At 66.9% G+C, this 12,813-nt stretch carries 10 protein-coding genes and 3 pseudogenes; 7 read left to right on the forward strand and 6 right to left on the reverse strand.

Annotated features, from left to right (window positions below; genetic code table 11):
- Positions 1–53: 53 nt before the first annotated feature.
- The 3 genes and pseudogenes from pcaD to CUR85_RS02320 all read left to right on the forward strand — a co-directional run bounded on the left by pcaD (position 54) and on the right by CUR85_RS02320 (position 3,358).
- Positions 54–857: a 3-oxoadipate enol-lactonase gene (pcaD, locus tag CUR85_RS02310; RefSeq protein WP_067261381.1), complete on the forward strand. Its 804-nt coding sequence runs from the start codon at positions 54–56 to the stop codon at positions 855–857.
- Positions 858–977: 120 nt separating this feature from the next.
- Positions 978–2,197: pseudogene (locus tag CUR85_RS02315) on the forward strand (TCR/Tet family MFS transporter).
- A gap of 72 nt (positions 2,198–2,269) precedes the next feature.
- Positions 2,270–3,358 (forward strand): zinc-binding dehydrogenase, encoded by a 1,089-nt coding sequence (locus tag CUR85_RS02320; protein ID WP_067261378.1) that lies wholly within the window; start codon positions 2,270–2,272, stop codon positions 3,356–3,358.
- Between the two features lie 23 nt (positions 3,359–3,381).
- On the opposite strand, the gene CUR85_RS02325 is transcribed toward CUR85_RS02320, so the two are convergent.
- From CUR85_RS02325 to CUR85_RS02350, 6 genes and pseudogenes are all read right to left on the reverse strand, one after another.
- Positions 3,382–4,653: a glycerate kinase type-2 family protein gene (locus tag CUR85_RS02325; RefSeq protein ID WP_067261377.1), complete on the reverse strand. Its 1,272-nt coding sequence runs from the start codon at positions 4,651–4,653 to the stop codon at positions 3,382–3,384.
- Between the two features lie 47 nt (positions 4,654–4,700).
- On the reverse strand, positions 4,701–4,961 hold the full coding sequence (locus tag CUR85_RS02330) for a glucokinase (protein WP_280321387.1): 261 nt from the start codon (positions 4,959–4,961) through the stop codon (positions 4,701–4,703).
- Positions 4,961–5,182 carry a hypothetical protein gene (locus CUR85_RS02335; RefSeq protein ID WP_280321389.1) on the reverse strand — a complete coding sequence of 74 codons (222 nt, stop codon included), beginning with the start codon at positions 5,180–5,182 and terminating at the stop codon, positions 4,961–4,963. Before CUR85_RS02335 ends, CUR85_RS02330 begins: the two co-directional genes overlap by 1 nt.
- On the reverse strand, positions 5,161–5,619 hold the full coding sequence (locus tag CUR85_RS02340; RefSeq protein WP_280321391.1) for a glucokinase: 459 nt from the start codon (positions 5,617–5,619) through the stop codon (positions 5,161–5,163). Before CUR85_RS02340 ends, CUR85_RS02335 begins: the two co-directional genes overlap by 22 nt.
- Positions 5,620–5,806: 187 nt before the next feature.
- The gene (locus tag CUR85_RS02345; RefSeq protein WP_067261373.1) at positions 5,807–6,025 is read right to left on the reverse strand and encodes a hypothetical protein; all 219 of its coding nucleotides are present in this window, start codon (positions 6,023–6,025) and stop codon (positions 5,807–5,809) included.
- A gap of 109 nt (positions 6,026–6,134) precedes the next feature.
- Positions 6,135–7,492 (reverse strand): annotated as a pseudogene (locus tag CUR85_RS02350) (formimidoylglutamate deiminase).
- 85 nt (positions 7,493–7,577) lie between these two features.
- Here CUR85_RS02350 and hutI point away from each other — a divergent pair.
- From hutI to hutU, 4 genes and pseudogenes are all read left to right on the forward strand, one after another.
- Positions 7,578–8,786, forward strand: coding sequence for an imidazolonepropionase (gene hutI / locus CUR85_RS02355; protein ID WP_067261365.1), 1,209 nt, complete (start codon positions 7,578–7,580; stop codon positions 8,784–8,786).
- Positions 8,783–10,320: pseudogene (gene hutH / locus CUR85_RS02360) on the forward strand (histidine ammonia-lyase). The gene hutI and the pseudogene hutH overlap by 4 nt, the downstream one beginning before the upstream one ends.
- Positions 10,321–10,331: 11 nt before the next feature.
- Positions 10,332–11,132, forward strand: coding sequence for an N-formylglutamate deformylase (gene hutG / locus CUR85_RS02365; RefSeq protein WP_067261465.1), 801 nt, complete (start codon positions 10,332–10,334; stop codon positions 11,130–11,132).
- Entirely contained in the window at positions 11,129–12,796 is a 1,668-nt protein-coding gene (hutU, locus tag CUR85_RS02370) for a urocanate hydratase (RefSeq protein WP_067261362.1), read from the forward strand. Before hutG ends, hutU begins: the two co-directional genes overlap by 4 nt.
- Positions 12,797–12,813 lie beyond the last annotated feature (17 nt).

Here is a 12,813-nt window from a genome sequence, read left to right on the forward strand (position 1 = left end):
TCCGCCACCCGCACGATATGCTGCACCCTCAACGCCGCCCAAAGGAGACCCCCATGCAGATTTTCGACACCGGCGAGGTGCAGCTGCACTACCGTGTCGACGGCCCCGAGGACGGCGCGCCCGTGGTCTTCGCCAACTCGCTCGGCACCGACATGCGCCTGTGGGACCCGATCCTGCCGCTGCTCGCGCCCGGTCTGCGCATCATCCGCTTCGACAAACGCGGCCACGGCCTGTCGTCCTGCCCGCCCGCGCCCTATTCCATGGGCTCGCTTATCACCGACACCGAACGCCTGCTCGACCACCTTCAGGTGCGCGATTGCGTCTTCGTCGGCCTCTCGATCGGCGGGATGATCGCGCAGGGCCTTGCGGTCAAACGGCTCGACATGATCCGCGCGCTGGTGCTGAGCAACACCGCCACCAAGATCGGCAACCGCGACATCTGGGATGCGCGGATCGCGGAGGTCGAAAAGGGCGGCATCGAAAGCCTTGCCGATGCGGTGATGGAGCGTTGGTTCTCGACCGGGTTCCGCGCCACGCCGGAACTGGCGCTCTGGCGCAACATGCTGACGCGGCAGCCCGACGCGGGCTATGCGGGCTGTTCGGCGGCGATTTCGCACAGTGATTTCATGACGCCGACCTCCGGCCTGCGCCTGCCCGCGCTTGGCATCGCAGGGTCGGAAGACGGCTCAACCCCGCCGGATTTGGTGCGCGAGTTGATGGACCTGATCCCTGCCTCGAAATTCAAATTGATCCGCCGCGCGGGCCATCTGCCCTGTGTCGAGCAGCCGCAGGAATACGCCGAAACGCTGAACGATTTCCTCGCCAGTGTCGGACATATCCCGAAGGCGCAGGGCTGATCGTGGCGGCAGGTGTCTCTGGCGGCAAGCGGGCCATGCGCCCGCAACGCCTGCCGCATTCGCGCCCTATCGCGACGTTCACTCTTGCCTTCGCCCCCTGCGCGGACCAAATCTGACCGAATGCCGCTGCCACTGATCTTTATCCTTGTGACGGTGATGATCGATGCCATGGGCGTCGGTCTGATCCTGCCCGTCATGCCCGACCTGATCCGCGAAGTTCGCGGCGGTGGGCTGAGCGATGCGGCCCTTTGGGGCGGCGTGCTGGCCACGGGCTTTGCTGCGATGCAATTTCTCTTCGGCCCGGTGCTGGGGGGCTCTCCGACCGTTTTGGCCGCCGCCCGATCCTGCTGCTGGCGCTGATCGTGATGACGGTGGACTATGGCGTGATGGCACTCGCGGGCAGCATTTGGCTGCTGCTGATCGGGCGGCTCGTGGGGGGCATCACGGCGGCCACCCATGCCACGGCCTCGGCCTATATGGCCGATATCTCTCCGGCGCAGGACCGCGCGGCGCGTTTCGGGCTGATCGGTGCAGCCTTTGGCGCGGGCTTTGTTCTGGGGCCGCTGATGGGCGGCGTCTTGGGCGAATATGGCACCCGCGCGCCCTTTTGGGCGGCGGCGCTGCTGGCGGCGGGCAATGCGGCGCTCGGCTGGGCCGTGCTGCGCGAAACCCTGCCCCCGACGCAACGCCGCGCTTTCGACTGGCGGCGGGCCAATCCGCTGGGCGCGTTGCGCGCCCTTGGCCGACTGCCCGAGGTTGGCAGGCTGCTCGCGGTCTATTTCATCTACCATGTGGGCTTTGCCGCCTATCCCGCGGTCTGGGCCTATTTCGGGGTCGAGCGTTTTGGCTGGTCGCCGACGATGATCGGCCTGTCACTGGGCCTTTTCGGCGTGTTGATGGCGCTTGTCCAAGGCGTCTTGATCGGCCCCGTGATCCGCCGCTTGGGCGCGCGCGCCACGGTGATCTTGGGCCACATCTTTGCCCTTGCCGCCTTTGCCGCGCTGACCGTGCTGACCTCGGGCACTTGGGCGCTGATCATGACCCCGCTCGCCGCGCTGGCCGGGGTGATCCCGCCCGCGCTTCAAGGCATCATGTCGGCCCGCGTCAGCGCCGATGCCCAAGGGGAGCTGCATGGCGCGCTCAGTTCCTCCACCGCGCTGGCGATGATCCTCTCACCGCTGACGATGACGGCGGTCTTTGCCTATTTCACCGCACCGGAAGCTGCGCTTTACCTGCCCGGCGCGCCCTTCCTACTGGCGCTTTTGCTGACCCTTGGCGGCTTGGCGATCTTTGCCAGCCGCCCTACCCCCACGTCACAAGGTGAAACTTCCCCGCAGTAGGCCCATTCCCCGTCTTGCGCCACCGGCCCATCCGCGTCAGGCTGGCGAAAATTGAAAGAAAGGGACAGGCCATTGCAAACCATCAAAGCCGCCGTCTGCCATGCCTTTGACACACCGCTAAGCGTCGAAGACATCCGCATCAAGGCACCGCAATCGGGTGAGGTTGAAGTGACCTTGGATGCCGTGGCGATCTGCCATTCCGACATTCTGTTTGCCGAAGGCGGCTGGGGTGGCACCCTGCCCGCCGTCTATGGGCATGAGGCCGCAGGTCGGGTCAGCGCGGTGGGGCCGAATGTGCAGGGTCTGGCCGAAGGCGACAGCGTGGTGGTCACCCTGATCCGCGCCTGTGGCAGCTGCCCCAACTGCGCCTCGGGCCAGCCGACGATCTGCGAAACCCCGCAAGCGCCCGAAGGGCCGCTGCAAACGGCGGAGGGCGCACCGCTCGTTCAGGCCATGAACACCGGCGGTTTCGCCGAGAAGGTCGTCGTCGATCGGTCGCAGGTCGTGAAAATCTCGCATGACATCCCCAAAGACGCCGCCTGCCTGATCGCCTGCGGCGTGATCACCGGCGTCGGCGCCGTGGTCAATGCGGCGGGCCTGCGAGCGGGACAAGACGTGGTGGTGATCGGCGCGGGCGGGGTCGGCCTCAACGCGATCCAAGGGGCGCGCATCGCGGGCGCGCGGCGGATCGTGGCGGTCGACATGACCGAAGAAAAACTCGCCATCGCCCGCGAATTCGGCGCGACCGACACTGTGCTCGCCACCGAGGCGAAGCCGTGGCGCGCGGCCTTCAAGGCCATGGGGCGCGGGGCGGATGCCGTGATCGTCACCGTGGGCGCGATCCCCGCCTATGAGACCGCGCCGCGCTACCTTGCCGCCGGGGGCCGGGTGATCATGGTCGGCATGCCCCACAGCGGGGCCGAGGCCAGCTATGAACCAGTGGTCCTCGCCGCCCTAGGGCAAGGCATGGTCGGCTCCAAAATGGGCGATGTGGTGATCCAGCGCGACATTCCGTGGATGGTCGACCTCTATCTTCAGGGCCGCCTGCAACTCGACAGCCTGATCTCTGGCCGCTGGCAGCTGGATCAGATCAACGAGGCGATTGCCGACACCAAGACCGGCGCCGCGCGGCGCAATGTGATCGTCTTCGACCGGTCCTAAATCGGCCCCGAGGCGGGCGGACGCTACGGCAGATCGCCGATCAGAAGGGCGCGAAAATCATTTACATTGGTCCCGGTGGGGCCAGTGTGAAACAGCGCATCAATCGCCTCGAAGGCCCCAAAAGCATCGTTGCGCTGCAAAGCGCCGCGCGGGTCCACCCCCGCCGCGCGCATCGCAGCCGCCGTGCCCGCCTCGACAAAGGCGCCCGCGTTATCCTCTGACCCGTCGATACCATCAGTATCGGCGGCCAAGGCCGTGATCCCATCCTGCCCTTCGAGCGCCAGCGCGAGGGACAGCGCAAACTCACTATTCCGCCCGCCGCGGCCCTTGTGGCGCAGGGTGACCGTCGTCTCACCACCTGAAAGGAGCACCAGCGGGGCGGGATGGGGAAAACCGCTTTCCTGCGCCTGCCGCGCGAGGGCCGCATGGACCAACGCCACCTCCCGCGCCTCGCCCTCAATCGCGTCCGACAGTATCCACGCGTTCACCCCCCGCGCCTGCGCGGCCTTGGCCGCGGCGGCAAGCGACAGACCGGCAGAGGCAATGACATGGGTCTGCGTAGTGCTTGGCGCGTCCTGCAACGGTTGCGCGGCGGCCTCTTGCAGAAAAGCCATACAGCGCTCCGGCAGTTCCAACCCCCGCGCGGCCACCTCTTCCAACACCCCCCTCGCAGTACGCCGCCCCGGCACTGTGGGGCCAGAGGCCACGGCCCCCGGATCATCCCCCGGCACATCCGAGACGACAAGGCTCACCATCCGCGCGGGATGGGCCAGTTCCGCCAGACGTCCGCCGTTGACCGTGCTGAACTGCTTGCGGATGTCGTTCATGACAGAGATCGGCGCGCCCGAGGCCAAGAGCGCCGCGTTCAACGCCTGCAAATCCTTTAGCGTCAGCCCCTCTGGCGGGGCGGGCAAAAGCGATGAGCCGCCGCCGCAGATCAGCGCGATCACCTGATCCTCCGGCGCCAGACCTTGCACCGCTTCCTGCAAGGCGCGGGCAGCCTCGATCCCGGCCTGATCGGGCACCGGGTGGGCGGCCTCCAGCACCTTGATCCGCTGACAAGGCGCGCCATAGCCGTAGCGGGTGACCACAACACCGTCATAGGGATGCGGCCAGATGGCCTCGAACGCCTGCGCCAATTGCGCCGCCCCTTTGCCCGCACCGATCACCACCGTGCGCCCTTTGGGCGGCGGCGGCAGCTGGTCTTTCAGGATCAAATGCGGATCGGCGGCGGCGACGGCGGTGTCGAACAATTCGGCCAAGAACTGGCGTTTCGGGTCATTGAGGTTGGACATAGGGCACTCCGACTGCTGCGGCGATCATGGCGGCCCGGTGCCTGCTGTCAATCCGGCAGGGGGCGTTCGTGTTGGACAAACAGGCAGTTGCGCGCGCCCAGCAGGCCAAAGTCGGGGTCGCTGCACAGGCCCAAGGGCATCGCCGCGCGCCATTTGCTGTGCCGCCCCCCTGCGTTGAAGGCGGCGAGGAAGCTGTCATCCAGCATCCACTGGTTCTGCTGCGCCACGCCCCCCGTGATGAAGACCCCGCCGCGCGCGCCCATGACCAAGCCCAGATCCCCGGCGACCCCGCCAAGATACTGCACCATCAAAGCAACCGCGCGACAGGCGCTCGCGTCCCCCCGGCCTTGGCCGCCGCGAAAATCGCCGCCGCCCCCTCCAAATGCGCCGCCTCGCCCCGCGCGGAGGCGATGGCGCGATACCAATAGGGCATGCCGGTGCCCGACAGGATCGCCTCGGCCTCGACCGCTAGCGCTTCACCCATCTGCACCTCGGGCCAAAGCGCGATCAGGGCTTCGAAATAGGCCACTTCCTCGGCGCTATGGGGGTGAGCCGCAGATGCCCGCCTTCGCCCGGCACCGCCGTGGGCCGCGCGCCCTGCCAGACCAGAGACCCGACGCCAAGGCCCGTCCCCGGGCCGATGATCACCCGCGCCCCTGGTTGCGGATCGGGCCCGCCCTGAAGATAGGTCACTTTCTCCGCATCCAGCGTGGCCAAGGACCAAGCCGCCGCCTCGAAATCATTGAGCAACAGCACTTTGGCGGGGCCCAAACCGCAGGCCCGCGCCAGATCATCCCGCGAGATGCTGCGCGCCGCATTGGTCATGCGCACCTGCCCGTCGACAACCACCCCGGCCACCGCCATGGCGACCCCTTCGGGCGGGCGGCCCATCTCGGCACAAAGCGTCGCGCAGGCGTCGGGCAAAGTGGTCAGCCCGTCGGTGGGATGGGTGCGGCGTTCTACCACCGCCCCGCCGGGTCCACCGCCGCGAGGCGCAGATTGGTGCCGCCGATGTCCCTACCAAATACCACATGTGCCTGCCCTGCTGCCCTTGATACCGGTGCAAGATGGCCCGCACGCGCGGCCAAGGTCAAACAACAAAACCCGAAAGCCGAGGCTTCCGGGTTTCGCGTCTGACTGCTGTCCGTTTGGATCAATCAGGGGCGATCGGCACCGATGCTGCATCGTCGCCTTCAATGGCGTTTTCCTCGTCGACGATCACTTCTTCTTCCGCCTCGGGCGCGGTGGCGACTTCCTCGCCCGTCCAATAGACGATGATCCCGACGCCAAAGATCACCACAAGCGCCATGCCGATCAGGGGCCATTTATGACGGCTTTCCTGCTTTTTGAGGTTCGTGTCTGGTGGACTCATGATCCGCTCCCTTTCGCTGTCTTCGGGCTGTGCCGCGCAGCACTTCGCGCGGTCCTCGTTACCGGGCCAACCCGGCAGGCCGCGCCAAAGTTCCCGAAAAGAGAAGGTTTCACAAAAGCGCCATCACCGCTGCCATGGCGCGACGGTAACCCGCCACGATCCGATCCCGCTGCCGGTGCCGCCCGCCCGTCACTGCATGGCGGCCCGCTGACCACAGATCGGTTACCACCCGGTCCTTGGCGGCAAAGGCCAGACCGTCGAGCAATTGGTCGGGCCGCAGCGCGCAGAGCGCCGGGTCTTGGCTGTCGATCGCCACAAGATCGGCCCATTCGCCCACGGCAATCTCGCCCCGGCCCCGGCCAAGCGCCTGCGCCCCGCCACGCGCCGCGCCCGTGTAAAGCGCCGCCCCGACCGAACCTTCGCCCGCCACCATCACGTTGCGTGCCAAATCCCGCAGACGTTGGGAATATTCCAGCGTGCGCAATTCCTCGGTCAGCGAAATCAACACATTGGAATCCGATCCGATGCCAAACCGCCCCCCGGCGGCAAGGTAGCCCGGCCCGTTGAACGGCCCATCGCCTAAATTGGCCTCCGTCACCGGGCAAAGCCCTGCCACCGCGCCGCTGCGGGCCATGGCAGCGGTCTCACCTTCCGTCATATGGGTAGCGTGGATCAGGCACCAGTTCTCGGCGACCTCGGCATTGGCCAGCAACCACTCGACCGGGCGCGCGCCAAGCCAAGCGGAGATATCCGCGACCTCTTTGGGCTGTTCGGCGATGTGGATATGGACCGGCACATCGGGATGGGCGGCCAGCACCTCTGCCAATTCCGCCGGGGCGGTGGCGCGCAGCGAATGGGGCGCGATGCCGACGCGGCAATCGGGGGCAGGTCCCGCACCGCCCGCTGCGCCTGCTCAACCAGCGCGCCGAAGCGCGCCACCCCATTGCCAAACCGCGCCTGCCCCGCCTGCAAGGGCTGCTGCCCCGCCCCGCCATAGGTATAAAGCACCGGCAGATGGGTCAGCCCGATCCCCGTCTGTGCCGCCGCCGCCGCGATCCGGGCCGATAGCTCCCCCAGATCGTCATAGGGCGTGCCGTCGGGCTGGTGGTGGAGGTAGTGAAACTCTCCCACGCTGGCGAAACCGGCCTCTTGCATCTCTAGGAAGACGAAGGCCGCGATGGCTTCGATATGCGCGGGCGTCAGATGGGCGGTGAAGCGATACATCAAATCGCGCCATGTCCAGAAACTGTCCTTCCCGGCCAAGCGCGTCTCGGTCATCCCGGCCATGGCGCGTTGGAAGCTGTGGCTGTGCAGATTGGCCAGCGCGGGCAGCAGGGTGTCGACACGGGCGTCATCGGCCTGCGGTGCCTGCCCGGTCTCCACCTGTGTCACCCGCCCATCAGCCACCGTGATCCGAACGTCACGCGCCCATCCCTGCGGCAGTTTTGCATGTGTAGCGAAAATCATTTGACGGCCCTCTACTTCTTTATGTATAGACATATAGCAAATAAAACCGATGTAGAAAAGCGAAACCTTAGGAGGAGGCGATAGGATGACAACGCAGGATCGGGTCTTGGTCGACCTCGCGGCGGCGACGATGGATGGCCCACAGCCCTATGGTTTGATCGAAGATGCGGCGATCGCGATTGCCGAGGGCCAGATCGCATGGGTCGGCCCGCGCGGTGATCTGCCGCAAGGCTACCGCGCCCTGCCCGCCGAATCGCTGGGCCAGCGCCTCGTCACCCCCGGGCTGATCGATTGCCACACCCATATCGTGCACGGCGGCGACCGCGCGCGAGAGTTCGAGATGCGGCTGGAGGGGGCCAGCTATGAGGAAATCGCCCGCGCCGGGGGCGGCATCGTCTCAACCGTCACCGCCACCCGCGCCGCCGATGAGGCAGAGTTGCTGGCCGATGCCCTGCGCCGCGTCGACGTGCTGATCGCCGAAGGGGTCACGGCCATCGAAGTCAAATCCGGCTACGGTCTGGATATCGAGACCGAGCTGCGCATGTTGCGCACCGCCCGCGCCATTGGCCAGCAGCGCCCGATCCGCGTCTCCACCACCTTTCTCGGCGCCCATGCGGTGCCTGCCGAATACGCAGGCCGCGCGGATGCCTATATCGACGATGTCTGCCTCCCCGCCCTGCGTGCCGCCCATGCCGAAGGGCTGGTCGATGCGGTCGACGGGTTCTGCGAGGGCATCGCCTTTCAGCCCGCCCAGATCGCCCGGGTCTTTGACCTGGCGCGGGAATTGGGCCTGCCGGTGAAACTCCATGCCGAGCAATTGTCGAACTTGGGCGGCGCGCGGCTCGCGGCTTCCTATGGCGCGCTCTCGGCGGATCATATCGAATACCTTGATGAGAGCGGCGTGATCGCGATGGCCGAGGCGGGCAGCGTGGCCGTTCTACTGCCCGGTGCCTTCTATACATTGCGCGAGACCCAAGCGCCGCCCATCGACCTGCTGCGCCGACATGGCGTGCCAATGGCACTGGCGACGGATATCAACCCCGGCTCCTCGCCGCTGAACTCGCTGCTGCTGACGCTCAACATGGGCTGCACCCTGTTCCGCTTGACGCCGGAAGAGGCGCTGCGCGGCGCAACGCAGCACGCGGCCCGCGCGCTCGGGCTGGCGGATTGCGGCATGATCCGCCCCGGCCTGCGCGCCGACTTCGCCGTTTGGGACATTAAACACCCGGCCGAGCTTGCCTATCGCATCGGCTTCAACCCGCTTCACTCCCGCATTTTCGGAGGCCAATCGTGACCACCCTGACCCTCACCCCCGGCGCGGCCACATTGGACGATCTGGCCCGCATCTACCGCGAAGAGGCATCGGTGCGGCTCGCCCCCGCCTGCCGCCCCGCGATCGAAGAGGCCCATGCCCGCATCGCGCGGGCCGTGGCGGGGGAGGATGCCGTTTACGGCGTGAACACCGGTTTCGGCAAGCTCGCCTCGGTCAAGATCGCGGCGGAGGATACGGCGGCGCTGCAACGCAACCTGATCCTGTCGCATTGCTGCGGTGTCGGCCCCGCGATCCCGCGCGGCCATGCACGGCTGCTGATGGCGCTGAAACTGCTGAGCCTCGGGCGCGGTGCCTCGGGCGTGCGGCTGGCGGTCGTGGACCTGATCGAAGCCATGCTGGCGCGTGGCGTGACCCCGGTGATCCCGGCGCAAGGGTCGGTCGGGGCCTCGGGCGATCTGGCCCCCTTGGCGCATATGGCCGCCGTGATGATGGGCCATGGCGAGGCGGAGTTCGAGGGCCACGTCATGACGGGTGGCGCGGCGCTGGCCGCCGCAGGCCTGACCCCGTTGGAGTTCGGCCCCAAGGAAGGGCTGGCGCTAATCAACGGCACGCAATTCTCCACCGCTTTCGCGCTGGCGGGGCTCTTCGACGCATGGCAGGCCGCGAACTCGGCGCTGGTGATCTCAGCCCTGTCGACGGATGCGATCATGGGGTCCACCGCGCCCCTACAACCGGAAATCCATGCCCTGCGCGGCCATCGCGGCCAGATCGAAGCGGGCGAGACCATGCGCGCCCTGCTCGAGGGTTCGGAGATCCGCGAAAGCCATGTGGCGAATGATGCCCGCGTCCAAGACCCTTACTGCATCCGCTGCCAGCCGCAGGTGACGGGGCGGCGATGGACGTGCTGCGTATGGCCGCCGCCACGCTGGAGGTCGAAGCCAATGCCGCCACCGACAACCCGCTGGTGCTGACGGGCGCGGACCTCATCGTCTCGGGCGGGAATTTCCATGCCGAGCCGGTGGGTTTCGCCGCCGATATGATCGCCCTCGCCCTGGCCGAGATCGGCGCCATCGCGCAGCGCCGGGTGGCGCTGATCGTCGATCCGGTGCTCAGCTTCAACCTGCCGCCTTTCCTGACGCCGACGCCCGGCCTCAACAGCGGCTATATGATCGCCGAAGTCACCACCGCCGCGTTGATGAGCGAGAACAAGCATCTCGCCAACCCCTGCGTCACCGACAGCACGCCGACCTCGGCCAACCAAGAAGATCACGTCAGCATGGCCGCCCATGGCGCAAGGCGGCTGGGGCAGATGGTCGAGAACCTGAACCGCATCCTCGGGGTGGAACTGCTCTGCGCCGCGCAGGGCATCGACTTTCGCGCGCCGCTGGCCACCAGCGAGACCTTGCAGCGGGTGGTCGCGCGGGTCCGCGAAGAGGTCGCGACACTGGAGGAAGACCGCTACCTCGCCCCCGATCTGGAACGCGCGGCACGGATGGTAGCGGGCGGTGAGATCACCCGTGCCGCCGCCTGCGACATGCCGGGGCTTTCCACATGACCCCCGCTGAGATCACACCCGTCGAGATCACCCGCGGCGACAGCCCCATCGTGCTCGGCCTGCCCCACACCGGGACTGACCTGCCCGAGGCCATCCGGCGCGACCTGAACCCCCGCGGGCGGGAACTGGCGGATACCGATTGGCATATCGACCGGCTCTACGACGGGTTGCTGCCCGGCGCGACCACGGTCCGCGCGACCTTCCACCGCTATGTCATCGACGCCAACCGCGACCCATCGGGCGCATCGCTATATCCGGGGCAGAACACCACCGGGCTGGTGCCGCTGACGGATTTCGACGGGCAGGACATCTGGACCACCCCGCCCGACGCAGCCGAGGTCGAGGCCCGCCGCGTGGCATACCACGCGCCCTATCACGCAGCGCTCAAGGCCGAACTGGCCCGCGTCCGCGACCTGCATGGGGTCGCGATCCTTTATGACTGTCACTCGATCCGCTCGCTCATCCCCTTCCTCTTTGACGGCCCGCTGCCCGATTTCAACATCGGCACGAACCTCGGCGCCACCTGCGCGCCTGCGATCGAAGCCGCCGTCGCCGAGATCTGCGCCGCCGCAGCCGGCTACACCGCCGTCAGCAACGGGCGCTTCAAAGGCGGCTGGACCACGCGCCACTATGGCCGCCCTGCCGAAGGGCTCCACGCGATCCAGATGGAACTGGCGCAAAGCAGCTACCTCGGCGCCGAGGCGCCGCCTTGGCCCTATGACCCCGACAAGGCCGCGCGGCTGCGCGTCCATCTGACCGATATCCTGACAACTCTGGCCGCACTGGCCCCTACCCTGAAAGGCACAGCATGAGCGATCCGCGCAAGAACACCCGTGACGTCTATCCCGCCACCGGCACCGAGCTTTCGGCGAAAAGCTGGCTGACCGAAGCGCCCCTGCGGATGCTGATGAACAACCTGCACCCCGACGTGGCCGAAAACCCGCATGAGCTGGTCGTTTACGGCGGCATCGGGCGCGCGGCGCGGACGTGGGAGGACTATGACCAGATCGTCGCCTCCCTGCGCGCGCTGGAAGAAGACCAGACGCTGCTGGTGCAATCAGGCAAGCCCGTGGGCGTCTTCCAAACCCATAAGGACGCGCCCCGCGTGTTGATCGCCAACTCCAACCTCGTGCCGCATTGGGCGAATTGGGACCATTTCAACGAACTCGATAAGAAGGGTCTGGCGATGTACGGCCAGATGACCGCCGGATCGTGGATCTACATCGGCAGTCAAGGCATCGTGCAGGGCACTTATGAGACCTTCGTCGAGGCGGGCCGCCAGCACTATGGTGGCGACCTCAAGGGCAAATGGATCCTCACCGGGGGCTTGGGCGGCATGGGCGGCGCGCAGCCCTTGGCGGCGGTCATGGCCGGTGCCTGCTGTCTGGCGGTGGAGTGCAATCCCGACAGCATCGATTTCCGCCTGCGCACCCGCTACGTCGACGAGAAGACCGACAGCCTTGATGAGGCGCTGACGATGATCGAGCGCTGGACTGCCGCGGGCGAAGCGAAGTCCGTGGCGCTTCTGGGCAATGCGGCAGATGTCTTTCCCGAACTGGTGAAACGCGGGGTCCGCCCCGATATCGTGACCGACCAGACCTCGGCCCATGACCCCGTGAACGGCTACCTGCCGCAGGGCTGGACGATGGGCGAATGGCGCGAGAAACGTGAGAGCGATCCCAAAGCGGTCGAAAAAGCCGCCCGGGCCTCGATGAAGGTGCAGGTGCAGGCGATGGTCGATTTCCACGCCGCGGGCATCCCCACGGTCGACTATGGCAATAACATCCGCCAGATGGCGCTGGAGGAAGGGTTGCAGAACGCTTTCGACTTCCCCGGCTTCGTGCCCGCCTATATCCGCCCGCTGTTCTGCCGCGGCATCGGCCCCTTCCGCTGGGCGGCGCTGTCGGGCGATCCTGAGGATATCTACAAGACCGACGCCAAGGTTAAGGAGATCCTCTCTGAGGACACCCATCTGCACAACTGGCTCGACATGGCGCGGGAGCGTATCTCTTTCCAAGGGCTGCCCGCACGGATTTGCTGGGTGGGCTTAGGCGTGCGCCACAAGCTGGGGCTGGCCTTCAATGAGATGGTCCGCAATGGCGAACTCAGCGCCCCGGTGGTGATTGGCCGCGATCACCTCGACAGCGGCTCCGTCGCCTCGCCCAACCGCGAGACGGAGGCAATGAAGGACGGCTCTGACGCCGTGTCGGACTGGCCGCTGCTGAACGCGCTTTTGAACACCGCCTCGGGGGCGACTTGGGTGTCGCTGCACCACGGCGGCGGGGTCGGCATGGGCTTCTCGCAGCACTCGGGCATGGTGATCTGCTGTGACGGCTCCGAGGACGCCGACCGCCGGATCGAGCGGGTGCTGTGGAACGACCCGGCGACGGGCGTGATGCGCCATGCGGATGCGGGCTATGACGAAGCACGCGATTGCGCCCGCGAACATGGGCTGAACCTGCCGGGTATCCTTTAAGGGTTGCACGCCGCCGC

The sequence above is a fragment of the Sulfitobacter faviae genome (genome assembly GCF_029870955.1).
In the GTDB taxonomy this organism is placed as follows: domain Bacteria; phylum Pseudomonadota; class Alphaproteobacteria; order Rhodobacterales; family Rhodobacteraceae; genus Sulfitobacter; species Sulfitobacter faviae.

Bases quoted from the DNA above. Each gene is read 5' to 3' on its own strand.
- pcaD (WP_067261381.1), top strand. From the start codon at position 54: ATGCAGATTTTCGACACCGGCGAGGTGCAGCTGCACTACCGTGTCGAC.
- CUR85_RS02345 (WP_067261373.1), bottom strand. From the start codon at position 6,025: ATGAGTCCACCAGACACGAACCTCAAAAAGCAGGAAAGCCGTCATAAA.
- CUR85_RS02325 (WP_067261377.1), bottom strand. From the start codon at position 4,653: ATGTCCAACCTCAATGACCCGAAACGCCAGTTCTTGGCCGAATTGTTC.
- hutI (WP_067261365.1), top strand. From the start codon at position 7,578: ATGACAACGCAGGATCGGGTCTTGGTCGACCTCGCGGCGGCGACGATG.
- hutU (WP_067261362.1), top strand. From the start codon at position 11,129: ATGAGCGATCCGCGCAAGAACACCCGTGACGTCTATCCCGCCACCGGC.
- CUR85_RS02330 (WP_280321387.1), bottom strand. From the start codon at position 4,961: ATGGTGCAGTATCTTGGCGGGGTCGCCGGGGATCTGGGCTTGGTCATG.